The 23903-nt window shown below is 51.1% G+C and carries 26 protein-coding genes and 1 tRNA gene; 14 read left to right on the plus strand and 13 right to left on the minus strand.

The features are described from left to right. Positions 1-2: 2 nt before the first annotated feature. Complete coding sequence (locus ACR0JW_RS04720; protein WP_170676275.1) at positions 3-947, plus strand: ABC transporter transmembrane domain-containing protein; 945 nt, start codon at positions 3-5, stop codon at positions 945-947. A gap of 54 nt (positions 948-1001) precedes the next feature. Here the strand turns inward: ACR0JW_RS04720 and efp are convergent, their stop codons facing one another. Beyond that, a complete protein-coding gene (gene efp, locus ACR0JW_RS04725; RefSeq protein WP_170610085.1) occupies positions 1002-1565 on the minus strand; it encodes an elongation factor P in 564 nt (187 codons plus the stop codon). Positions 1566-1784: 219 nt separating this feature from the next. Between efp and ACR0JW_RS04730 the strand changes: the two genes are divergently transcribed. Continuing rightward, entirely contained in the window at positions 1785-2105 is a 321-nt protein-coding gene (locus ACR0JW_RS04730) for a DUF6280 family protein (RefSeq protein ID WP_037310273.1), read from the plus strand. Positions 2106-2169: 64 nt separating this feature from the next. On the opposite strand, the gene ACR0JW_RS04735 is transcribed toward ACR0JW_RS04730, so the two are convergent. After that, complete coding sequence (locus ACR0JW_RS04735) at positions 2170-2547, minus strand: hypothetical protein (RefSeq protein WP_480713618.1); 378 nt, start codon at positions 2545-2547, stop codon at positions 2170-2172. A 251-nt stretch (positions 2548-2798) separates the two neighbouring features. Between ACR0JW_RS04735 and ACR0JW_RS04740 the strand changes: the two genes are divergently transcribed. Next, positions 2799-4256: a cobyric acid synthase gene (locus ACR0JW_RS04740; RefSeq protein ID WP_170676270.1), complete on the plus strand. Its 1458-nt coding sequence runs from the start codon at positions 2799-2801 to the stop codon at positions 4254-4256. Positions 4257-4260: 4 nt separating this feature from the next. On the opposite strand, the gene ACR0JW_RS04745 is transcribed toward ACR0JW_RS04740, so the two are convergent. The 3 genes from ACR0JW_RS04745 to ACR0JW_RS04755 all read right to left on the minus strand — a co-directional run bounded on the left by ACR0JW_RS04745 (position 4261) and on the right by ACR0JW_RS04755 (position 7267). Further along, complete coding sequence (locus tag ACR0JW_RS04745) at positions 4261-5025, minus strand: hypothetical protein (RefSeq protein ID WP_170676268.1); 765 nt, start codon at positions 5023-5025, stop codon at positions 4261-4263. 74 nt (positions 5026-5099) lie between these two features. Further along, positions 5100-6518: a TolC family outer membrane protein gene (locus tag ACR0JW_RS04750; RefSeq protein ID WP_170676266.1), complete on the minus strand. Its 1419-nt coding sequence runs from the start codon at positions 6516-6518 to the stop codon at positions 5100-5102. 95 nt (positions 6519-6613) lie between these two features. Continuing rightward, on the minus strand, positions 6614-7267 hold the full coding sequence (locus ACR0JW_RS04755) for a protein-L-isoaspartate O-methyltransferase family protein (RefSeq protein ID WP_170676264.1): 654 nt from the start codon (positions 7265-7267) through the stop codon (positions 6614-6616). Positions 7268-7492: 225 nt separating this feature from the next. Between ACR0JW_RS04755 and ACR0JW_RS04760 the strand changes: the two genes are divergently transcribed. Continuing rightward, a tRNA-Cys gene (locus tag ACR0JW_RS04760) sits at positions 7493-7566 on the plus strand. A 162-nt stretch (positions 7567-7728) separates the two neighbouring features. Further along, positions 7729-9144: a tyrosine-type recombinase/integrase gene (locus ACR0JW_RS04765; RefSeq protein WP_480713619.1), complete on the plus strand. Its 1416-nt coding sequence runs from the start codon at positions 7729-7731 to the stop codon at positions 9142-9144. Positions 9145-9156: 12 nt separating this feature from the next. Here ACR0JW_RS04765 and ACR0JW_RS04770 read toward each other — a convergent pair whose 3' ends face one another. The 5 genes from ACR0JW_RS04770 to ACR0JW_RS04790 all read right to left on the minus strand — a co-directional run bounded on the left by ACR0JW_RS04770 (position 9157) and on the right by ACR0JW_RS04790 (position 12080). Then, entirely contained in the window at positions 9157-9483 is a 327-nt protein-coding gene (locus ACR0JW_RS04770; RefSeq protein ID WP_170816635.1) for a hypothetical protein, read from the minus strand. Between the two features lie 8 nt (positions 9484-9491). After that, entirely contained in the window at positions 9492-10382 is an 891-nt protein-coding gene (locus tag ACR0JW_RS04775) for an AbaSI family restriction endonuclease (protein ID WP_170816636.1), read from the minus strand. Next, positions 10375-10707, minus strand: a complete 333-nt coding sequence (locus ACR0JW_RS04780) for a hypothetical protein (protein ID WP_170816637.1) — start codon at positions 10705-10707, stop codon at positions 10375-10377. The genes ACR0JW_RS04775 and ACR0JW_RS04780 overlap by 8 nt, the downstream gene beginning before the upstream one ends. 116 nt (positions 10708-10823) lie before the next feature. Next, positions 10824-11252 (minus strand): hypothetical protein, encoded by a 429-nt coding sequence (locus ACR0JW_RS04785; protein ID WP_260025167.1) that lies wholly within the window; start codon positions 11250-11252, stop codon positions 10824-10826. A gap of 75 nt (positions 11253-11327) precedes the next feature. Beyond that, complete coding sequence (locus tag ACR0JW_RS04790) at positions 11328-12080, minus strand: hypothetical protein (RefSeq protein ID WP_170816638.1); 753 nt, start codon at positions 12078-12080, stop codon at positions 11328-11330. A 117-nt stretch (positions 12081-12197) separates the two neighbouring features. Between ACR0JW_RS04790 and ACR0JW_RS04795 the strand changes: the two genes are divergently transcribed. The 6 genes from ACR0JW_RS04795 (at position 12198) to ACR0JW_RS04820 (ending at position 17081) form a co-directional block, all read left to right on the plus strand. Then, positions 12198-13016 (plus strand): hypothetical protein, encoded by an 819-nt coding sequence (locus ACR0JW_RS04795; protein ID WP_170816639.1) that lies wholly within the window; start codon positions 12198-12200, stop codon positions 13014-13016. A gap of 12 nt (positions 13017-13028) precedes the next feature. Beyond that, positions 13029-13706 carry an ATP-binding protein gene (locus ACR0JW_RS04800; protein ID WP_170816640.1) on the plus strand — a complete coding sequence of 226 codons (678 nt, stop codon included), beginning with the start codon at positions 13029-13031 and terminating at the stop codon, positions 13704-13706. 142 nt (positions 13707-13848) lie between these two features. Then, positions 13849-14145 (plus strand): hypothetical protein, encoded by a 297-nt coding sequence (locus tag ACR0JW_RS04805; protein ID WP_480713620.1) that lies wholly within the window; start codon positions 13849-13851, stop codon positions 14143-14145. A gap of 643 nt (positions 14146-14788) precedes the next feature. Continuing rightward, a complete protein-coding gene (locus ACR0JW_RS04810; protein ID WP_170741129.1) occupies positions 14789-15127 on the plus strand; it encodes a DUF6626 family protein in 339 nt (112 codons plus the stop codon). Between the two features lie 136 nt (positions 15128-15263). After that, on the plus strand, positions 15264-15836 hold the full coding sequence (locus ACR0JW_RS04815) for a tyrosine-type recombinase/integrase (RefSeq protein WP_480713621.1): 573 nt from the start codon (positions 15264-15266) through the stop codon (positions 15834-15836). A 126-nt stretch (positions 15837-15962) separates the two neighbouring features. Continuing rightward, entirely contained in the window at positions 15963-17081 is a 1119-nt protein-coding gene (locus ACR0JW_RS04820) for a DNA cytosine methyltransferase (protein WP_480713622.1), read from the plus strand. On the opposite strand, the gene ACR0JW_RS04825 is transcribed toward ACR0JW_RS04820, so the two are convergent. Then, positions 17046-17870, minus strand: a complete 825-nt coding sequence (locus tag ACR0JW_RS04825) for a Cfr10I/Bse634I family restriction endonuclease (RefSeq protein WP_480713623.1) — start codon at positions 17868-17870, stop codon at positions 17046-17048. The genes ACR0JW_RS04820 and ACR0JW_RS04825 overlap by 36 nt on opposite strands. A gap of 123 nt (positions 17871-17993) precedes the next feature. On the opposite strand from ACR0JW_RS04825, the gene ACR0JW_RS04830 reads away from it, so the two are divergent. Together ACR0JW_RS04830 and ACR0JW_RS04835 are read left to right on the plus strand one after the other, a co-directional pair. Continuing rightward, complete coding sequence (locus ACR0JW_RS04830) at positions 17994-18419, plus strand: very short patch repair endonuclease (RefSeq protein ID WP_480713624.1); 426 nt, start codon at positions 17994-17996, stop codon at positions 18417-18419. Between the two features lie 218 nt (positions 18420-18637). Further along, positions 18638-19444, plus strand: coding sequence for a site-specific integrase (locus ACR0JW_RS04835; protein WP_170824627.1), 807 nt, complete (start codon positions 18638-18640; stop codon positions 19442-19444). A 517-nt stretch (positions 19445-19961) separates the two neighbouring features. Here ACR0JW_RS04835 and ACR0JW_RS04840 read toward each other — a convergent pair. Next, positions 19962-22523, minus strand: coding sequence for an ATP-binding protein (locus ACR0JW_RS04840; protein WP_170388915.1), 2562 nt, complete (start codon positions 22521-22523; stop codon positions 19962-19964). 46 nt (positions 22524-22569) lie between these two features. Continuing rightward, positions 22570-23049 (minus strand): putative pterin-binding protein, encoded by a 480-nt coding sequence (locus ACR0JW_RS04845; RefSeq protein WP_170388914.1) that lies wholly within the window; start codon positions 23047-23049, stop codon positions 22570-22572. A gap of 135 nt (positions 23050-23184) precedes the next feature. Here ACR0JW_RS04845 and ACR0JW_RS04850 point away from each other — a divergent pair, with 135 nt between their 5' ends. Beyond that, on the plus strand, positions 23185-23799 hold the full coding sequence (locus ACR0JW_RS04850) for a response regulator transcription factor (protein WP_170388913.1): 615 nt from the start codon (positions 23185-23187) through the stop codon (positions 23797-23799). Positions 23800-23903: the final 104 nt, after the last annotated feature.

Here is a 23903-nt window from a genome sequence, read left to right on the forward strand (position 1 = left end):
CAATGTTTCAGCTATACAGAGCGATCTGGCGTGCCAGCGCCGGGCGGCAGATCTTCCTAATCGTTTTGTCCATTGCAATCGCAGGTCTGGCGGCAGTTCCGCTTGAGTTTCAGCGCGATATCATCAACCACCTCACCTCGGACGATGTCACGACGGAAAAGCTGATTTATCTGGGCACGGGAATGATGTCCGTCATTCTGCTCAGCCTCGCGCTGAAATGGCTTTTGGGGTTTCGCGCCGGAACACTGGGCGAGGACATGATCCGCATGATCCGCCAGCGGTTGCTGGTGCGGGCCTCGGATGTAAAGGCGGCAGGCGAGGATGTTCGCAAGGGAACCATGACCACCGCCATTTCCGCCGAAGCCGAAGAACTGGGTAAATTCGCCGGCGGCGCGTTTTCAGACCCCGTGGTTCAGATCGGAACCCTGATCAGCGTGATCGGTTATATCTCTTCGACCCAACCGGGTCTGGGAATGATCGCCTTTTCGATGATCGTCCCGCAAATCATCATCGTGCTGATCTCGCAGCGTAAGGTGAACGTCTTTGTCGCCGAGCGAGTTCATATCCTGCGAGGCGCAACCGACAAGCTGACCATCGAGGAGATCGACGCAGTCTCGAAAGAGGTCGACGCCTTGTTCAATGATATTTATGAGACCCGGCGCAGAATGTTCCTCTGGAAGCTGTCCGCCAAGTTTCTGCTTAGCGTAATTAATGGGGCCGGAACTGTCGGCGTGCTGATGCTGGGCGGCTATCTGGTGCTGAACGGCAAAACGGATGTCGGGACGGTCGTCGCGGCCACGAGCGGGCTTGGCCGAATTCAGGGCCCCACCGCGTTCCTGATCGCGTTCTACCGGCAGGTCAGTGCAAACCGCATCAAATACGAACTCATGCTCGAGCTTTTCGGCCCCCACCCCGAGCGCTATCGGCAGATCGAAAGAAGTAGGTAAAAGACCGCGCAGTACGGAACCGCGCGGTTTTTCACTTTTCGAACAAGGGGCGCGTTATGCGCGCTCGGAATATTCCATGGTTTCGGTGTTCACCACGATCATTTCGTCCTGCCCGATGAAGGGCGGCACCATGACCTTGACACCGTTGTCCAGAATGGCCGGCTTGAACGAATTCGCGGCGGTCTGGCCTTTGACGACCGGCTCGGTCTCGACAATTTTGCAGGTCACTTTTTGCGGCAGCGTGGCGTTCAATGCTTCGCTTTCATAAAATTCGACAACAATTGTCATGCCGTCCTGCAGAAACGGGCGGCGCTCGCCCAGCAGATCGGCAGGCAGTTCGATCTGCTCATAGGTTTCGGAATCCATGAACACCAGCATGCCATCGGATTCGTACAGGAACTGCTGATCTTTCTGCTCAAGGCGGACGCGTTCGACCTTGTCCGCCGAGCGGAATCGCTCGTTCAACTTCGAGCCGTTGCGCAGGTTACGCAGTTCGACCTGGGCAAAAGCACCACCTTTACCGGGCTTTACGTGGTCAACTTTGACCGCGGCCCAAAGCCCGTCGTTATGCTCAAGCACATTGCCGGGGCGAATTTCGTTCCCATTTATCTTGGGCATTACATAAATCCTTCACAAACGGTTGATGCGTCAGTTCCCGTCCCTATATCTGGCGTGACCACACCTGACAAGACAACGACACCTAGTGCTGCACTTGCAGCAAGCCATGCACATGACGCAACGCAACCATGCATTTTAAGTGTATCCGAATCGCACCTAATAGGTCATAAGAGCCGCCACGCCGAAAATGCAAGAGCAAGAACAACAAGGATTGACGAGATGAGAGATTTCGTTGACGGCACTGCCTTTAACAACGAGCAAGGCAATCGTGCTCGCAAACTTTTTGCAGCCGTTGTTTTGGCTGCTTTGGACGATGCCATTGCCGATGACAAGAAATACGGCAACGGCCCGGAACAAATCGCCCGCTGGGCCCGTTCGCGCGATGGTCGCGAAGTGCTGTCCTGCGCGGGTATCGACCCCAACGAGCGGGTCGTCAGCGGACTGATGGAGTTCGTTGGCCGTGGCGTGCGCACTTCGGTCGCGCTGTCGCGTGAAGAAAGCGAGCGTCGCAACGCCGCACAGCAAGCTGAAGCCGCCTGATCAACGGCGTCTTCCGGTGAAAAAACGCGCCCCCAACTACGGGCGCGTTTTTCTTTTGGACGCTTCAGAAGAACAAAAGCCACTGGCGCGCGACCCAGATCTCGGCTGCCAGCATTGCCGCAAAGAACAGCTTGGCTGAAACCGACAACCCTCTTTGCCACAACAGCAGGTATGAACCTGCACAGACCGCGACGGACACAGGCGTGACCCATAGCGCGTGATGTGTGCTGTCCCAATAGCTGACCGGGCTATCAACACCCAGTCCGTCAGGGGCCAGAGGTGCGGGCGACCATCCCCTGCGTGCAGCAGGAAATCCATCGTCACATGCAATAGCGCGGCCAGGGTGGCTACGATCAGTAAGCGCCAGCCGCGCCAGATACCGATCAGCAACATCGCCCCCCACAGAAAGAAGGAATTGTCGATGGCAAAGACCGTTTGCCATGATTTCGAAAAATAGAGTTGGCCGAAAACCACTTGTTCAGGAATGCCCAGAACAAACAGCGACACGCCAGCCATAAGATAGAGCGACAAATCCGGCAGCAGAGACCCCAGCAGCGCCGCCGACAAGGTTCGGCCCCGGGCTGGTCGCGCAACTGCGGCCGCACCGATCAAAAGATGCGCGGGCGTGTTCATCCGGGCTTTCCCTTTGGCCTCAAATCAGGTCATCTGCGCCTCAACGTATAGGAGACGCCCATGGTTTGCGCCATCATGATTCAGGGAACCGGCAGCAATGTTGGCAAGTCGGTTCTGGTCGCCGGTCTGGCGCGGGCCTTCACAAAGCGCGGGCTGAAGGTTGCTCCCTTCAAGCCGCAGAACATGTCAAACAATGCGGCCGTGACCGAGAACGGCGGCGAGATCGGGCGCGCTCAGGCGTTGCAGGCGATGGCTGCAAAACGACCGACGCATACGGATATGAACCCGATCCTGCTGAAGCCGGAAACGGATACCGGGGCGCAAATCATCGTGCAGGGCAAACGCGCGGGAACAATGAAGGCTGGCGACTATCGCAAAGACAAATCCAAACTACTGGGCGCCGCGCTGCAAAGCTTTGACCGGTTATGCAGCGACGCCGATCTGGTGCTTATCGAAGGTGCGGGCAGCCCGGCTGAAACCAATCTGAGAAAGGGCGACATTGCCAACATGGGGTTTGCCTGCGCAACGGGGGTGCCGGTGGTGCTGGTCGGCGACATTCATCGCGGTGGCGTGATCGCCCAGATCGTCGGAACGCAGGCCGTTCTGGAAGATCGCGATCTTGCAATGATCAAGGGTTTCGCCGTCAACAGGTTCAAGGGCGATGTTTCACTGTTCGATGAAGGGCGCGATGACATTGCCGCCCGGACCGGCTGGCCCTGTCTGGGCGTGGTTCCGTGGTTTCACGACGCCTGGAAACTTCCCGCCGAAGACATGATGGACATCCGCTCTCATGGTGGCGGGGCGAGCAAGGTAGTTGTCCCGCAACTGGAGCGCATGGCGAATTTTGACGATCTCGATCCTTTGTCGGCCGAACCCGGCGTGACGGTCGAGATCGTCCCCGCCGGGCGGGCCCTGCCCGGTGATGCCGATCTTGTGTTGCTGCCCGGCAGCAAGTCCACCATCGGCGACCTGGCCTATTTCCGGGCACAGGGTTGGGATGTGGACCTTATGGCGCATGTCCGCCGCGGCGGCCACGTTCTGGGCCTGTGCGGCGGCTATCAGATGCTGGGCAAAACCATTTCTGACCCGGACGGCGTCGATGGTCGTCCGGGCAAAGTCAACGGTTTGGGCCTGCTGGACGTCGAAACTGTCATGGCCGGGGACAAGCACGTCAGACTGCGCACTGCAAAGGCACTGACGGGCGGAGAGACCGTCACCGGCTACGAGATACATATGGGACGCACCGACGGGGCCGATTGCGACCATGCCTGGCTGGAGATTGACGGCCGCCCGGAAGGCGCTGCCAGTCGAAATGGCCGTATCCGTGGCAGCTATCTGCACGGCATCTTTTCGTCAGACACGTTCCGCGCCAGTTATCTGGCGCAGTTCGGTGTGGCTTCAGACCTCAGCTACGATGACGGTGTGGAACAGACGCTGGATGATCTGGCGGATCATCTGGAACAGCACATGGATCTGGACCTGTTGCTGTCCCTGGCCGCGCCGCCGAACCGCCAGTAACAGTTTATTCGAGGTTCTGAGCAGACAATGCGCGGTGGATCTCCCGCCGCACCAGTTTGCGCAGATTTCGCGTGATGCGTTCCCCAAGAACACCCTGCAATTCCTGACGGACGACATCGGCCACCAATTCCCGCAATGCATCCTCGTCCAATGTGGGAACATCCAAATCGTCTGGATCATCTGCTTCAGGCTCTGCCCGTTCAGAATGTGACGCCTGCGAAGATCGTACAAATGTCGCCGAGAAGCTTTCGTCTTCAGTTTCGTCAATCTGGTCGTCAAGTTGCTCGGATCCAGCCCCGAACCCGCCTGCCCCATCCCAGCTCAGTGGGTTGACGTGTGTCCCCGAATAAGCGTCATCGCTATTCCCGTCAGGCTCCCACTGGTCCTCGGTCCGGGCTATGGCGGCCTCAAGCGCCTCGATCTTTGCGCTCAGACTGCCCGCGAGATCGTCCGCGGCCCCTGCTTTGGGTCCGTCTTCCAACACTGATGTATTGGCAGGCTCACGCTCACCGTTTTTGATGATGTCACTGGCGCTCAGCACCAGAGGTTTTGCGGTGCGTTCTGCTTCGCACCCGGGAACACCTTCCGGTGCTACCTGTTTTCTTTCAACCCTGACGGGATCATCGACCCGTAGGGAATCGGTCAGAACCAGCCGGCTTGGCTTGCGTTTGGACGCCAAATCGGGAACCTTGCGGCTTTCTTCGCTGACCAGACGTTTGACCGAGGACAGGACGTCCTCGATCCCTGCTTTTACGACATTATCCGTCATTGTTCTCTACCGCTCTATCCTTACGGATAAGTGTAGCCAAACAATTCGAACCTCACAACCGATAGTATTGCCCGTCAGTCACGACGCAACGCTTTGAGGACGCGATCCAGGTCACGGCTTTGCTTGCTGACCTGTGCCGGAGCCTTTTTGACGAGGTTATAGTACAGCGTCGGATCATAAATCTGCACGGCCAGACCAAGGCGTTCTGCGGTCAGAAGGCCCTGAGCCTGCAACAAATCATAGGCTGCGCGGGTTCGCTCTGTGCGCGATCTGACTTCGGCGAGTTGCGCATCCAGCAGATCCTGCTGAGCGTTCAGAACATCCAATGTTGTCCGGGCCCCCAAGGTCGCCTCTTCGCGGATACCATCGAAAGCAACCTGCGACGCACGAACCCGTTCGGTTGATGCTCTCAAGCTTGCGCTGGCCGCCTGAAAAGCCGCGTACTGGTTCGTTACGCCTTGCGTAATGTTCTTTTGAACATTCAGCAGATTGGCGCGCGACCCATCGCGTTGCGCCATGGCCCGACGGACGTTAGCTGCCAGTCGGCCACCGGCATAGATCGGCTGCCTGAAAGTTAGCGAAACACTGGCATCGTTGATGTAATCGCTGTTGTCATAGCGTTCTGTAACACCGGCGTCAGCATCCAGGGAAACGTTCGGACCCAAGTTTGCCCGCTGTTGCTGCACGATGAGATCCAGCGCTCGCACCTGATGCTGCGCCGACAGAATCGCTGGATGGTTACGTTGCGCCAAGCTGATCGCTTCCGCTTCGGAGCGAGGCAGACTGGGCAAACTTGGCTGACCGGCTGTTCGTCCGGGAGCATTACCGACCGCATTTACATATTCAGCCTGCGCGATATCCAGATCGCCACGTGCAACGGCCAGATCGGCCTGTGAGCCAGCCAATTGAGCCTCGGACAGTGCCACGTCTGTCCGGGTGACTTCACCAACCTCGAAGCGATCATTTGATGCGCGAAGTTCCTCTGCCGAAACCTCGACGTTGTTCTGGCGAATGGCCACAGTCTCTTCCTGCAGCAACACATCCAGATAGGCACTTGCCGCCCGGCTCAGAACTCCCTGCTCGATATCAATCAGGCTCTGTCGGGTCGCCAGCACAGTTTCTTGAGCTGATTGTTTCCCCAAGATCGATGCACCGCCATCATACACGAGTTGGTTTAGCGTCAGACCCGTGAAAAACCGAGAAGGTTCGTTGGTCGTGACCACATTATTGGTCCGTGCACGGGTGTAGTCCTGGCTTACCTGGACGGCCCAGTTGATGATCGGCCGCAGCGCTGATAGCGCAATGGCGACATCTTCGTCCGCCGCGCGCAACAACGCCCTGTTCTGCTCAAGCAAACCGCTTGTATTGTACGCGCCGATGAACGCATCGGTCAGATTATCGGCCCAAACCGCGCGGCCGGGTATTGCGCTCAAGGCAATGGCGGCGGTCAAGGCCGCTGCCCTGACCAGTCTACCAGTTGGCGTACCACGCATAACCAAGTCCTCTCAAATCAAAATAACACTGCTCGTTGGGCAGTTTGCTCCTTTGTTTTCAACTAATCAAGGCAGCGAAATAATCTGCTTTCGGACTATAGCGAAAATGCACTTTCGGCCGAAAATGCCTTCAGAACCGGCGCGCTGGCATTGAACGCATGGCGCCAGGTGACACGCCCGCCGGATTTATAACCGATGCGCACCGCCCCCAGTTCACCCTCCATGAACAGGCAGGCAATCCGGCCGTGATCCTTGAGTTGCGCCAGCAAGTCCTGCGGAACCTGTTCGACACCCCCCTGCACCATGATCACGTCATACGGCCCATGTTCAGCAGCCCCCTGTTCCAGAGGGCCGACATGCACGATGGCATTGTCGGCGTCAGCTTCCATCAAAAGCGTTTGCGCTTCGCCGGCCAGGCTTTCCTCTTCCTCGACAGCGACGACCAGTTGCGCCATGCGCGCTGCAACCGCAGTCGAGTAGCCAAGCGCCGGAGCGATGTCCAGCACCACCTCGTTGTTGGAAATGTTGAGCACATCCAGCATCTTGGCCAGCGTCCGCGGTTCGGTCATGTACCGCCCGTCGCCAAGATCGATCAGATCTTCGACATAAGCAGCTTCGCGCTGAGCGTGCGGCACAAAATTCTCGCGTTTGACGCTGAGCATCGCATCGATGATGGGGAACTTGGTGACATCGGAAGGCCGGACCTGAGTATCGACCATCGTTTGGCGACGTTTTGCGAAATCTGTCATTGGATCGCTCACTTGCTCTCTTGATTGTTTGGCTTGTGCCACATCCCATGCCAGCCAGCAACGGCTCATGCACTGAATCTTGCCGATGATGCCCGGTTTGCACACAATGCGGGACTGCATTTCCAAAGCCGGATGCCAAAATTGCAATCAATCCTCTGGACGCCCCAGACGAAAGCTGTTAAAACGCCTCTCACACCACGGCAAGTAATTGATTTTACTTAAAAAGGCGAGTTGGCGGAGTGGTGACGCAGCGGATTGCAAATCCGTGTACACCGGTTCGATTCCGGTACTCGCCTCCAAAATTCCACACAATACAGCGGCTTTTGCACCCAAAACCACAAGATGTTGTATTTTGCGTTTCGTGCACAATTCGTACACAGTCCGCGTGCAGATTCGACTGCATTTTGAGACCTTTTGCCGTATACTGAGAAAAAACAGGCAACTAGGCGAAGCAGCACGCGATGAGCTACGGCGTTACCACTATAAATGTGCACAAAAAACTGAAGCTGGATAAGCGCCAGGGCAGCGAAAATTGGTACGTGCGGCTGACTTTGGACAACGGCAAACGTGTTGTGAAAAGCACAAAGACAGACGACTTAGAGGAAGCAAAAGAACGCGCGATTGAGCTGTATCACGAAACCAAAGCGCGCATCAAAAATCACCTGCCTGCCCAAACCCGCAAATTCAAGCATGTTACTGAATACGCGATGGCGCGAATGCAGCGCGAGCTTGACGAAGGTGGCGGCAAGCAAGCTTACAAAGATTACTTCTCAGCGCTGCGCATTTGGCTCATCCCGTATTTTGGAAACACTGATGTAGCGAAGATAGATTTGGCTGCGCTGACTGCTTTTGATGCATGGCGTACTGAGACGAACAAAAAGCCTTTCTCACAAAGCGGCATCAATAATCACAATGCAGCGCTGAACAGAGTTTTGGACGAAGCAGAGCTACACGGCTGGATCGTAAAATCTATGCGTCCCACCCTGCTCAACAAAGGTGTTAAAAGCGAAAGCAGAGGCAGCTTCACGGACGCAGAGTACAAGAAAATTTATACCGCGCTGCGCAGCTGGCACAAAAAGACGAAAGACAAGAAAGCTATCGCGACACGCGAAGTGCTGCGAAACTACGTGCTGTTTCTGGCAAACACTGGCGTGCGACACGGCACAGAGGCTTTGCGGCTACGTTGGCGCAACATTGAATGGCAGGAGAATGACGGCGAGCGCTATTTGGTGGTGAACGTAGACGGAAAAACGCGAAAGAGAAGCGCAGTGGCGCGAGACACTGTGGAAGGGTACTTGGACAGACAAAGTAAGCTGAACCCTGCGCTCAGCTACGACAGCTTCGCTCAGCTCATCGCAGCCAAATCCAACGAACATGTATTCACGACGCGCTTAGGCGCAGTTGCAAACATCGCGAGCTTAAACCGCGCATTTAATGCGCTGCTGGATAACTTGGGATTGAAAGTTGGCGCTGATGGCAAATCGCGCACTCTTTACAGTTTGCGGCACTACTATGCGACGCGGGATTTGAAGCGGGGCATCAGCACACACGCATTGAGCAAACAAATGGGCAACAGCACAGCGATGCTGGACAAGCACTACAGCAAGTACAGCCCATTGCTTAACGCCGAATTGCACAGCGGGCGCGATATGCGAAAAAGCCCAAAGAAGGAAGTGACAGCGAACGGCGGCAGTGTGGTGGAAACGGCGTTCAAAATGCTTGCAGCGGGCAAACTAGATGAAACTGGGCTGCTGGCGGCTTTGGGCGTTGAACGACAGAACTACATGGTGACAGAAGAAATCGCGATGAAAGCGCTGGCGGCGAAGAATGACGACTTGATAGAAGGCGAAACTCTGCTGCGGATACTGAACGGCTGACAATCTGCCTGCTCACTCAATCTTCCCGCTCACATCGTCCTGCAGTTCAAATTCTTCATTTAATGACGCTAGAATTTGCTTTTCGTTGCGGTTGTAGCGGTCACTAATTTGCTGCCACTCCTTGTACTCTCCATCAAAGTAGCTTGTTAGCTTTGCACGAAAGTCAGGCGCATTTTCTGGTCCACCAAATGAAGCCAACCAGAACTCCACAACGCCAATGTTTTCCGCTCCTTTTTCTGCACATTCTTCGCATATACCGTATGTGACTGGAGCGATACCGCTTGAGATCGCCTCAACATTTTCTGCATCGCGGTTACAAATATCGCAACTGCTACACATTGGCTTCACTACTCCGTACTAGCCGCGATCGTGTCTACGCTGTCAGCAATTCGAACGAATACTCTCTTGAATTCATCGCTCTGTTTAGGATCATGTTCAAACTCACCAACGAACCTATACAGAACAGCACCTAGATTATCGCTGTAACGCGCGCATACGATCCTACTTTTCCACTTTTCTTCGTAAGTGATCTTGTCGTAACCGCCGCTGCCATCCTTCTTACGTTCAACAATCTTCAAGCCGTCAGGCGTTAGCTCATTATCCCAAGAGGCTGTTTCGTACAGTCGCGGGAACCAAACTGAACGCGCAGAGTCGCTAGATAAAGTCCACGCACCTCGTTGAAAGACGCCCTTCGCGTAGCCAAAGCAACGCAAAGCATGGTGTTGATATCTAAATACTGGGTTTGTTGCGGTTGACAAAAACCCTCGCTCCAGATGCTGTTTTGGATCGTAGCGTCCTTCAAAGTCCCAAGGCTCAAATACGCCTTTGGCAATCGCATCCTGTTTGAGTGACAGAACTTCTTTCAGAAAATCGTCCGCTTCGCGTGCAACAGTTAACAACGGCTTGGCTGTTGCCCCGTCAACTTCATAAACAGCAATACGTTTTTCGATTAGGTTTGCAGCGCTGACAATGTCATCAGTACGGCTGCGGTCCTCTTCTATGTGCTTTTCACCCGCGTGCTGCGGCTCATCAATTTCAAGAAAGACACCAAATTGAGGAAAGTACAAATCTGTGAGGGCACGACGCCCGTCTGGACGCCTCACGAGCTGCTGGCAGACAAACTCAATATCCCCATGCTCGTCCAACAGACCGTGTATAATCCTAGAAACAACAAATAGCTCCCATCTCTTGTGCTTAATCTTTGATAGGCTGCGAAGAATGTATTCGTCTTTATTCATTGCTACTCCGTGATTGTTCTAGTTCTGCTCTCAATCGCTCAATAATTTTTGGAACCCCTCGCTCGCGCCAAAACTTCCCGCAAATCCAACCACTAGACATGCCGCCGTGCGCAAACCTTTCGACGTAAAAATCATCGCAAAACGCCAAGCTCTGCCCAGTTGCCTCCCAAAACGTGTTTTCCAACAAGCGGTGCGCTTTGGAAATATCGCTTGGCAAATCAACCGCTGCTAGCTTTTCGCGGATTTCACGCCACAAAAACGGATCGCCTCGCAATCCCCATTGTTCTGGTTCATCACGAAACAAGTCCCCAAATTTTTCTGACAAAAAGCTTCACCTTGGCTGTATCCTCCTAAAAAACTTACCAGAATCCGCTGTAAGAAAAAAGGGTAGCGCAACGCGCTACCCCAAAAACACTTGGATATTTTCTTCGCCACTGGAGCTTATGAACGACTTTTCGAGCGCTTGGTGACAACGGTGCCAATTGCCTCATCCAGTTCACCAGCTTCCGTCGCTGCCTTCAACGTATTCAGCGCGACAGCAATATCCTTCAGCGTTTTCACGAAAACAGCGTTTCCATTGCCAATCGTCAGCGCCTTATTTCCGTATTTGCACAGCACGTACCAGCCACCGTCCTGTTCAAAGAACCACGGACGCACTTTGCGCAGCTTGTCCACCAGCACTTTTTCGCCCTGCTCGTTCTTGATCCATGTCTTGCGCGTTACCTCATAGGTTTCGCCGTTTACCGCAGTTGCAGCCACATTCACTTGCTCTTCGATTGCAGCGACAAGTTTGCGGCGGCGTAGTTGAACAGGATCTTGCTTGCTGGCACGAGTGACGGATTTGACAGTGAGTTTGGATAGTACAGACATATCATGGCTCCTATAGTTGCCTAATATGTCTGCTGCCTTCTGCGAAGAAAGCGATCTAAATCAGAAACTGCGCGGCTAGGGAAAAACACCTTGCCCAGCATTTTCAATCATTCGTTCAGCCTGCTTGATATAGCGTGAAACAGTGGCGGACACTGTGCGGCGGTAGTTTTCAACAGTGTTGATCTCGCCTTCCTTTTCGCGCTCTTTCACCTTGATCCTAGCACGCTTCGCCAACTCAAAATTGCTGATCTTTTCTCCCTGCGCTATCGCAGCTCGCTTTGCATCATAAAGGTCAAAGGTCTTTTTGAGTGCGTCTGGCACTACTGGCTTTTCCAAACTGTAGCGAGCCTTGCTCTTACGCACAGACTTCACAACACGTCCAGATTCAGGCTTTAGGTGTTTCTTCAGTATATTGTTGAGGCGCCATTCAATGTGCTTCCGCTGCGCATCAAGCGGGATGTTCACAAGTAGACGCTGAGGGTCAGATATTGCTCCTTCCGCCACATCAACGTCCGTAACGATCGAAACGGATTTGCCTGGCAATACTGGCTCTGCAAACAAATACGCACCACGGTCCTCAAGCGTGTTAACACGCTCATTCCACCAAACTTTAAATGCTGCGTGGCGATTACCTTGGTAGCGAACGTCGCCAAAATCCTTGTAAACAAGGTCAAAGCCTAAGCCACTATTCTCGCAAGCCGCAATGTACCCTTCATTTAGCGTCAACGCGTGCCACCACCAATAATACGGCGATGATTCGACCTTGAATGCAGCAGGTATCTCTGTCCTGCCAAAAGTTGGGTGCGGCGAGATAAAATATCTTCTCATTCGTTAACAACCATTGAAGTTACAAATCCCTGCATGAAGTTAATAGTGGCTGCCTGAGCTATAACTTAGTCATCGCTTGTTGATAAGCGTGATTTCTAAAAAATGTAAGGAAACAAGATGACTAAGACAACTAATCTCAATGAAACTGTGCTTACTGCATTCCAGAAGCGTGTTAACACTCTTACAGCTGATCGCGAAGAATGGCAGACAACTGTATATGCGACAGCCAATGAGAGCCTTTATGAACTGCTGGGAGCCATTTACACGCTTTACTTGGAAGCTAAAGACGGCAGTGACGTTGACGCAGACAAATACGACTGGCTGCTGAGCGAAGTACAAAGCCGCAAAATTCCAACTGCCAAAACACCCACCTTCATTCAACTCGCCACTAAGCTTGTCTTCTTCGACGGCAACGCTGACAGCCGCCGCGTTAACACCTATGCGCGTGTATTGAGCTGCGCAGCACAAGAAGGAGTTGGCACAGGCAACGCAATTGCAAGCTACATTTCTGATCGTGGCGGCATCGAAGAAATTCGTGCTGCACTTGCTAAGAATACCAAGACGCCAAAACAGCGCGCCGTTGAAGGTCGCCGCATTGCTGATGCCGCCAACAACATCGTAGAGATTGCATGCGATGAAATTGCGCAATACGCGACTGACGCAACAGGGCAATATGTCGTGCTTGTTGGCAAGCTTAATGCACGCGGCAATGTTGAAGTAAAGCACGTCGTTTTCGAGGACGAAGTGAGTAAAGAACGCATTGCAGGCAAAACAGTTGTCTCTGGCGCGCTTTCAAATCTCTACACCACCAAAGCAAAGGCAGCGAAGAAAACCGCTAAGCGCGAGGCTGAGGAAGCGACTGCTGACAAGCAAAGCAGCGCTTTTAATAAGCGCGTCCGTGATGAAAAGCACGAAGTTGAAAAGCAAGCGGCGTAAGGAGCGATAACAATGACAAACACTGCACCTCAATCTACTGCTGAAATGGTCTTTGCAAACAAAACCGCTGAAAACCAAATAGATGCGCTTCTTAGTGGCAGGTACCCGTTCCCAGAGAGTGGCAAAACTGCTTTGTGCTTTTACGGCACTTACGGCACTGGCAAGACAACTTACGCACACATCTTTTGCCGCGAATTTGAGTTGAAAAAAAGCGGTGAAGAAATCGAAATCTCGCCAAAATTAGTTTCTTGCCAAAAAACTGAAAGCATCAGGGAGATTTTGAAGACGTGCACGGCACAAGCCAAGTATGTGTCATGCAATGCTAGCTCACTTCACTATTTCATTTTTGACGAAGTGGACAACTTGACTGACGATGCACAGCGGGCGTTGAAAGCCTTTCTAAACACACCCAACATCGTTTGTGTTTTGACTACAAACTACTTGGACAAGCTGGACAAAGGGATGCTGAGCCGCTGCGTAAAAGTCAATTTCAATGCGGCTGACCCTAAAGCCATCCGCGCACGAACGCAGCAAATATTGCGGGACAACGGGCGCTACTTAGACACAGACGAAATTGACGAGATCATCAGGAACAGCGACGGCAGTTGGCGTGAAATTGTGCCCATGGCATTGATGCTCGCTGAACCTACAACGCACCCGCCAAGTTCAACCCTACGCATCGTCAAATAACTAATAAGCCTCAGCATTGCTGGGGCTTTTTTCTATTTCACTGCCTCGCATTAAGCGTGTTAACACGCTTTCCCGCTCAAACACCCCTTGCTCTCTCAATACTCCTTAGCTCGCTAAAGCTAAATACGGACAGGAGAACGAGATGAAATTTAATGACCTAGAGAACTCGCTGAAACGCCTGCAGGCTTCACACCACAGCAACAGCATTGCGGAGCGATTGACGATTGCAGGTGCACTCTTGGACCTTACGAGCCAATACATTCAGCAACTGAGCACAGAATTGAACGAAAGCGGCACGACGGCACAACGACGCAAAGCGAAAGAGCGAGAAACAGCAACAGACCCCAAGCCACCTGTCAAACCCGTGCGAGTTGCAGAGCCGTCAAAACCCAAAAAGCCAAAATACTCTGGAAATCACGCACCGTCTGCACGCAGATGATAAATACCTTTAACAGGCTAAGGCACATGCCGCCCGCCCTACAAACTGACCACAAGGTTAGCACGCCAGTCGTAATCGTGCTGTGAATCCGTTCTGCTGTGTGACGGTAAGCAATTGCATTGTCAGTAATGCGCTTCAACAGTCTACCCTGCCATCGCGCGCAGGATGCCTAAAGTGCACTGCCATTGCAGAACTGCGCTTACTGTTGTCGTAGTGGTTGTAGCGCAGAAATGTGCGAATTTTGTGAGACGGAACGACACGCTGCTTTGCAGTACCCGTCATCGCGTTGGATCAAGCTTTGCTACGCCAGCCCAACGCGTGCGTATGATGTCCCTATAATTGAGATGATAGCAAAACCTGCTCTTCCAGAAATGGTTTGGGGAGCGTAGCCAAAAACAGCGACGGGAAAAGTTGCCAATAGGATCATGCCGTAAACAGGCGTGATCCTATTGGCTCTGGGAAAAGCCTCATCCTCGAAAAGATTGCTTCAAGCAAGATTCAGAAAGCATAGCTCTGCTTGAAAATGCTGATGCGGCAAATGTGAAGCGGCAGCGAAACGATTTGCTGTAGCGGCTGCTGATGCGAAGCAGCAGCAAAGTACGGTGGCAAAGAGGTCATCGTATTAGACTTAAGGAGATTTCAAATGTCATTGATGGAACAAATATTTGCGGAACTACATGAGCACTCGTTTGTGCAATCTGCGGAGCAGTTCAGCACAGATTGGTGTTGGCGCAGCAAAAGCTGGTTTGCTGTACAGAAGACAAAGCAAAGCGACTTCTCAATCCCTACGGCAATCAACTGCCTGAATAAAACAAAGGTCAAAATCGCTTTTGCCCACATGAGCCGTAAGAAACTTGGAAGCATAGCTGACAGCGACCTTCGTGTGCTCAACGGTGTAAAGGACGAACTAGAAGCCTATCTGCTTGAACGTCACAAGATCGCGGCAATCGCGGGCAACGAAGCATTCCCAGCAAAATGTTAGGTTTCCAGTAATATCTAACTTCTTCACTGAACAGCCATTGATCTCAATGGTTTAGCATCAGCGCCTTTTTCGATCGTTTAGCAAAATGTGTGGCTTTACAATGAATTACAATGAAACCACACATTTAGGCTGAGACATGAAACAAGCAAAGCTACTGACGCAAGCGGAACAGAAACGCGTTCACGCAGTCATAGATGCCCATCGCTACAGCGCCCGCAACCGCGCCATTTTCGCATTCAGCTTCTTTGCTGGCTTGCGCGCATGTGAGATTGCAGGATTGAAAGTTGGTGATGTTTTTGACGCCAGCAGCAATCCGCGTGACACCGTTTTTCTTGCGGCTGCACAAACCAAGGGCGATGAAGCAGGAACAATTCTTGTCAGCAAACGGCTGAGCAAAGCTCTTTCTAAGTATGCAGCTGCCTACCCACGTCACACAAGCAATCCTGACGCACCGCTGTTTTTCAGCGCGAAGCGTGGCGGGTTCAGCCCTCAGACGATTGTGAACCTGTTTGCCAAGTTTTACGCAGCGGCAGGCATCAAGGGAGCAAGCTCTCACAGCGGACGCAGGCAGTTTTTGACTGAACTAGCAGACAGAGGCGTGAGTGTGCGCGTCATACAGGCGCTAGCGCGCCATAAAGACATCAGCACAACCCAACGGTACATTGACTATAATGAGAGCAAGTTGCGAAATGCTATCGAGCAAATTTGAAATGCAGCCATCTAGATTCTTGGTCAGCGATGCGTGTTTCGGCATCAATTCCACTAGAACGACCAAATATTCACTGCTACAACATGTTGTGGCAGCGTCGACAAATATAACAGGCAGGAGTTTTTCGTGGGCCAAGAACTAAGCTCAAAACACACCATTTTCTCGTTTTTTGCTGGCTCTGGTCTTTTGGACCTCGCCTTTGAAGACATTGGCTTCGAGGTCGCGTTCGTAAACGAGTATTTTGAACCCTTCGTGGCTGCATACAAGCATTCGCGCGAGCGGCTAGGAAAAGCTAAGCCAAAATACGGTCATCAGTGCTGTAGCATTGATGACTTTCTCAAGTCCCAAAAGCCCTTCTTGACTACGGCTGTTGAAAGCGAACGAAGTGCAGGAAACACAGTTGGATTTATTGGTGGCCCGCCCTGTCCAGATTTTTCAATCGGCGGGAAAAACAGGGGTAAGGAGGGAGAAAACGGTCGCCTCAGTCAGTCTTACATAGACCTCATATACACAATGGAACCTGATTGGTTTCTTTTTGAGAACGTGAAGGGGCTTTGGCGGACAAAAAAACACCGCGCTTTCTATGAAGCGATCAAGAAAAAGATCGCGCGAAAGTATCATGTTTCTGAACGCCTCACAAATTCCCTTGAGGCTGGCGCACCTCAAGACAGAGACCGCATACTTTTGTTTGGAACTTTGAAAAAGGGTCAACTAGCGCGAAACCTAGACCTTTCAAAGGGCTTGGCATTTCCTGGTAGAAGAGCATTTGACGAGTTCAACTGGCCTGACACAGATGACTTCAAAGAGGGCCATCAAACTGGATGTCCCAACAACATTCATAAAGAACTTTCTGTTCAGCACTGGTTTGACCTGAACGATGTAGAGAACCACCCAAACGCAAAGCATTGCTTTGTTCCGCGTGGTGGACTTTCTAAATTTCAGTCAGTGAAAGAAGGAGACGTAAGCAGAAAGTCCTCCAAACGCCTGCACAGATGGCGTTATTCACCAACTGCAGCGTATGGTAATAATGAAGTACATCTGCACCCCTATAAAGCAAGGCGGATTACCGTAGCTGAAGCCCTTGCCATTCAATCAATGCCAAAGGAATTTGAGCTGCCGCCAGAAATGTCGCTTTCCAATATGTTCAAAACAATTGGGAACGGTGTTCCCTACTTGTTAGGGCTGCACATTGCAAAAAGCATCAAAGAACTAGTCGACCAGAACGCGTTGGAAGAAGTCGCTTAGTTCTGCCCCACCAGAAATAGCGAAGACGGCATCAACTGCTTTTTCAGGCACTGAATTCACTGATAGTATTGAGTGAGTCGCAACAGTCTTTAGACCATCACGGTCAGCACGAGATACGGCTTGCGAAACACCGTAGTACTTCACGCCATTTGATCCATATTCCCAAAGCCTAGTCTTCAAATGCTCATACAAGGCTTTTACCAACGCCCCCTCATGAGATAATTGAAGTCGACGATCTGGTCGTAAAGACGTCTTAATTGACGCGAATCCTACTAGCATCTCAAAAGACAACTGACCAACAAGTTGCTGATAAAAATTATCTATTTGCTGCAAAGTGGCACTATCTATCAAAGCAACATCAGGAAGGTTCCACCCATCATCCCGCTCAACTATTACAAAATCAGGATTCGAAGAAACTAAGGTCACATCGTGATTAGTAGTTTTATCTTTCAAATCTTGGATAAAACCATGCACACTTTCGTCGTAGAGCGTGGAGTAGTCCAGACTTCGTACATTTGGCAGAGGCACAAGTATGCGGGTATCCCCTACGACGCTGTTCGCAAAATGAATGGCACCAATCGAAATCAACCACTCGTACCACGTCCCCCTCACATTATTTAAGGCACCTTGAGATGGTTGGAACTCAGTTCTGACAAGTCTTTCACACTCCGTCAGAACAGTTGAGAAGTCTTGTATTCCCAGCGGGTTGCGCGACCCAAGAGCAGAAACAAATGTGGCGGCTGCATCTATTGAGCGGGCACCATCTGGATTTACATATGAATACGGCAAGACAAACCTCTACAATGAGGCTCATAGATATCACTCAGAGCGATCATGTAAACACGAAAAACTACTTGGCGTTGATTGAAAGTATCCGAATTAAGTTGGCGGAAAGAAGCGAAATCCTACCTCATGGACAAGATCTCACCTGAAGCAAGATCCAAGAACATGCAGAAAATAAAATCTGCCAACACCAAACCTGAAATGGCAGTTCGGCGAAGTGTACATCGTGCTGGATTCAGATACAGCCTTCACAACAAAAAACTTCCTGGAAAACCTGACCTTACGTTTCCCGCTAGGCGGAAGATCCTTTTTGTTCACGGATGTTTCTGGCACCAGCACTCAGACCAAAAATGCCTTGATGGTCGAATTCCAAAGTCAAATCGTGAATACTGGGTGGAGAAGTTGAGGAGAAACGTTGAGAGAGACAAGAAGAACATCCGCCTCCTTACAGATGCAGGGTGGGAAGTGATGGTGGTGTGGGAATGCGAAACAAAGGAAATGGACAAATTGCTTCCTAGAATAGTAGATTTTTTACGCAACAATTCCTCTAAATAAGCTAAAGAAATTTGTGCGCATTTTTGCACACATATAATAAATTACAAAATATAACTTTGAATTTTATTGATTATTTTTGATGTCGATTTCTTGCAAATCCGTGTACACCGGTTCGATTCCGGTACTCGCCTCCACTTCCGCAAGCCGTTGATACGGATGCGGAAAATGACCGGGACGTTATGTCAGCCCGGTATGTTCACGGATTTTGTGAGGATACCATGCTGATCAAGCACGCCTTAGCGGCATATACGACCGACCATCTGGACCAACTGAAGCACGGTAACGAACGGCTGTTGCAATTGCAGCGGTTTCTTCAGGATTTCCAAAGTAAACACGTACACGAAATAACGAATCCCGATCTGACAAATGCGCTGTCACGGTGGAAGACCAGCACGCGCAACCGGTACAGATCGGCCTGCACCCACTTCTGGCGGTACTGTCGGGCGAACGGATGGACCGATCTGAACCCGACGCTGATGGGCGTGAAGGAATCGCCGCGTGATCAAGTGCTGTCGCTAAAACAGCTTCGGTTGCTCTATTCAGTGGCGGATTACCAAGGCGCGGCATGGTCGCAATTCCTGCGGCTGCTGATACTGACGGGGCAAAGACCCAGCGATCTGCGCCAGTTCTGCCCAGAGCGGGTGGACGGTCAGACCATGATCATCCCCAACACCAAAAACGGCACGACACACGCCATACCGCTGGCACCACGGGCGTTTTGTCTGGCGGCAATGATGCCGAACCAATTCGCGGATTTCGCCACGATGGCGCACGTCAAGAAACGCTGGTTTCATGACGCGTACGTCCCGGTTCGACAGTTCCAAATTCGAGATATTCGGCGCAGCTTTGCCAGCCACCTGTGCGATCACGGGGCGGATGAAAACGACGTGGATCGGCTGCTGAACCATCAGGCGGCTGCAACATCGCGCGGTGTCGCAAGGGTCTACAACCGCGCCCGCAGGATGCGACAGAAGCGCGAAATCATGTGCCTTTGGGAACGGCTGCTATTTCCAGAAGATCGGTGACCAACTACGAGAAAATTCTCGAAGTCTCACCTGTGAAAATCGGCCATTTTCCGGGGTGTCTGTGCGACTGCTTTGCGGACAAAGCTGCCGTTTCTTCAGAGCGGCGTATGAAGGTGATCTGAACTACCGTTTTACGAGCAAAGTTACATGACTTGCTTCGATGCCACGCTCGTGTGTGAGGTTTCTTACATTTCGAAGCGAAGAGAGAACCACACATTCAGCTTCACAGCCGGACGAATGATCACGGGTCTTGTTTTTCAAGTACTTGGCGGGCTACCTTGTTTTGTTGATTGGAAGCTACGACAGCTTCTTGCCCGCCTCGACCCAAGTTTTTTCGACAAGACCAACAAAAACACCCGCCGAACAACGTCGGCGGGCTAAGAACGATAGTTTGTTCCGGTGAGTGAGTACCGTTCTTTTGTTTTTGATCTCCGCATTATTTGCTGCCGATAAATTTTATCAACCTACCAATTAGAATAGCTCGGCAAGACAGAACTCGCCAAAAGTAGACAAAAAACTAGCTAATGTACGGGCGCGAACCGTCAGTTTTCTTAAAGAATTCTAGTTTTTCCATTCTCCGGCGAGTCTCTTCGGTCTCTTGCTTTAAGCGGCTTAAAGCGATTTCTAGTGAGTTTGTATCTGCCACGACAGCTTGCTTACGGGTGTGCTCAACAACTTTCGTCAACGAGCGAAAACCGAACAAAGCGGCTGCACCGCTGAGTTTATGTAGGTGGGATGCTAGTTCCCCTCTCTCATTCAAATCAGGAAGCATCTCGTGTTCCACACAGAAATTGAACATCTCTTCGAAGAATTCCCGCAGAGCATTCTCCATTTGCGCTTGACCTAGTGTGTCGCCAAGTTCTTGCAGTATTTTTGTATCAATTAAAGATGCATCTCCCCTCACAGGGCCCGAATCCAACGGTTCTCCCAGCAATACCTTTTGGAGATCCCGGAGGCGAATTGGTTTGGTTGAATAACCGTCCATGCCAGATTTCAGAGCATTTTCGAGATATTCCCCTTCATCGTAAGCAGAAAGCCCGTGAATCCGACTGGTTTTGTTCGGGCCACCCGACATTCTGATCCTCTCAGTCAGTTTACACCCATCAGTGTCAGGTAAACCAATGTCCATAAGAATGACATCATGCTTTGTGCTTATTGCCAATTCGTATCCTTCGTCCCCTGAGAGCGCACTTTGAACGTTGTGACCCAAGCTTGATAGCATTTCACAAAGAACCGAGTTGTTGACGGCGTTATCTTCAACGACGAGAACAGAAAGTTTCTGCACACTCGGGGCGGATCTTACTGAGTTTAAGCGATCGACCTTAGGTCCATTTCGCAGAGAGTCGGACGCTTTTTTCATGGGTATAGTTAGGGTAAAATGACTTCCGCGTCCCAACTGGGAGCAAACAGTAATGTCTCCCCCCATCATCCTCGCAATTTTTCTTGAAATTGGTAGTCCAAGACCATCTCCCCTAGGCAGTCGACCTTTGTCTAGTGTAAGCGTCACATAGTCTTCGAAAACTTTTTCAAATTGGTTTTCTGGTATCCCGTCTCCCGTGTCTGAGACAGTCAAAATTAAGTTAGTGATCTGCTGCGAGATGTTGCCGTGCAACTGGACATTGACACTTCCAACGGAAGTAAACTTGATAGCATTTCCAACCAGGTTCGTGACGATTTGGCCGACACGCACTTCGTCAGCAATGAAGTAGCCGTACAAGTCAGGATCAAGGTCGGTTTTCAGTTTCAATCCTTTTGCCATCGCCAATGGTTCAAGAATTGCAATGACTTGCGATATTTTATTGTGTGGGTTGAACTTAGCAGGTGACAGAACCAGAGAACCAGACTCTATTCGCGCAATATCAAGGGCTTCGTTTACCTGCTTCAGCAGAATTTCTCCAGACGCGATGGCCACCTCCAAGAAGTGGCTTTGTTTCTCCGTAAGGTCTGTGGTCTTGAGGAGGTCCAAAACTCCTAGAATGCCAGTGATAGGAGTTCGCATTTCATGGCTCATTATCTCCAAGAACCGCGATTTTGCCCTATCAGTTCGCTCTGCTTTCTCCTTGGCCTCCAATAGCGCTCGCTCATTGCGCTTTCTTTCACTTATGTCCCTCAGGTAAACGGCAACCAAGGGGCTACCGGCCTTTGAAGCCCTTATGACATTGACTTCAGCCGGGAATTCCTCCCCGTTTCGCCTAGTTCCCAAAATCTCAACTCGCTTATTTTCAGAAAACCCAGAAAGAAGATTGGGAAGTTCGATATTATCGGCCTCATTACCTTCTTGGGAAGGTACAGCAGGCAGAATCGTGCCTTCAATTTTCCTACCTAAAACTTCCTTCTTCTTCGAGCCAAAAACATGCTCAGCAGCTTGATTAAATTCTACAATTTCTCCCTTCTCATTTCCAATCACTATAGCATCAAGCGAAGCTGAAACTGTCGACTCTAACCGGGCTGTCGTTTCGCGAAGTGCGAGGTCGCGCTTCCTTGATATCCGCAACATTCTGTACAAAAACAGAAGCACAGCAGCCAATAAAATGACGACTGAAGTTGCGATCACACCGGCATTTCTAAGAGTTGATGAAAACTCTTGTCGGCGAGCTTCAGTTCTTTCGGCACCGATAGACACTCCCAGCAACGACAATTCTCTTGCCACTGGCTTGTAAAGTGTCGTCAAGTCGAAAAGTTCATCAACAACAGCGGGTAGGCTGTCGCTTTGAGTAAGTTTGGTAGCTTCTTCGGCGAATTGATGGAGTTGTTGCAACAGCTCCGTAGCACGGTTATCGCTCTCGATTATTTCTCGAGCGACTCCCTCACTAACGAGGTCTATTCGGCTCAAGGCGATTTGGGTCTGTATGTCGATCCTTGCACTGTCGGGGCTGAGACTTGAAGATTCCTCAAGCAAAACAGAACGCAAATTAGCAAACTCAGTGTCCAGCTGCAAAATTGTCCACTGGGCATTTTCGTTACCAGCAGTGGACAAAGCGCGCTGTTCAAGCCAAAGATTCCGCCCCAAGGCAACCACGAGCGCAACAAGAAATATCACGGATGCCGGAATAAGAATCCTGGCCAGTTTATCTTGCATCACAACTCCCCGAGACTCTGCCTTTTAGATTAGAGTCGCTTACAACTCATTCGAGAAGAACAATTCGTTGCAACTGCCAGATTGAGCGAGCGAAAGTCGACTCTGTCTGATAGTCAGGACTGTCGTCAAACGGAAACATTATCCAGTAAGGTCCTTTTTCACGAACCGATATTGTGGCGCCGTCAATACGGGTCGCGATTATCGGCACTTCCGCCTCCAACTCTGCAACGGGCATTTCTATTGAATAGTCGTTTAAAGCGAATAGTTTAAGCAGACTACCTTCGGCGTTGAGGTACCCAAGCAGTCCGGAAACCGGCACGCCGCTGAATTGTCGGACTCCTTCAGTCCAAATTGTAGAAGTAGAAAAGGAAACCTGTTCCAACGAATCCAAGTCCTCCAATGAGAGTTCTATTTGCTCTCCCCCAACAAGTACTACCGTCAATTGGATTGAATTTTGTGCGTTAGCTGATGAAAAACACATCGCGACAAGTGCTAAAACGATGCTCAGAACACTTTTTGATATCATAGAGTTGGCCTCCCCAAATGCATGGTGTTACAGTGATGTTATCATTTAATTGGGCAGCGAACATACTGTAAGGAAAGTCGAGCCAATCGCCGCTTGGTGGACAATAGTTCTTTTTCGGAGGCAACCTAGTTGTCGATGCATACCATTTTACTAGCCGATGATCACCAACTGGTTCGCGACACCTTGGCCGCCTATCTGACTGAAAAAGCTGGGTTTGAAGTAAAGGTAGCTTCAAGCGCTGAGGAAGCATACGTATCGCTTTCAGCTTTCAGAAACATCGATCTCGCCATTATCGACTATCAGATGCCAGGAATGGACGGGTTAGAGGGTCTAGTGAGACTCAGATCGCGGTTTCCAAACCAAAAAACAGTGATAATTTCCGGAGTGGCCTCTCCTGAAGTTGCGGATAAAGCCATTGAACTTGGGGCGCTCGCCTATTTTCCAAAGTCTATGCCTGTGGATTTGATGCTAGCTAGTATCAACGAACTGATTGCGAATAATCCTGTTGATCACTCAAGTGACAATTCTCTGGAACAATCTGAAGATAGACTGAAAATCTATGGCTTAACAGCTCGGGAGAGGCAGATCCTCCAGATGCTGGCATCAGGTCAATCCAACAAATCGATAGCGCAAGATTTAAGTTTAAAAGAAGTGACCGTGAAGTTTCATATAACGAATATTCTCGGAAAACTGCGGGTGAGTAATAGAACACAAGCCGCTTTGCTAGCAAATTCGAACTCTCCGCTATAGTTAGGACCTTTTGAACGCTCGCCCGATCGATGTGAAGTATCCGATTTGCTCAGTTCACGTTGCTTTTGTGGACCCGCCCCCATCCTAGACTTTAGCCTTGTTCG

It is taken from the genome of Ruegeria sp. BG6 (genome assembly GCF_056538465.1).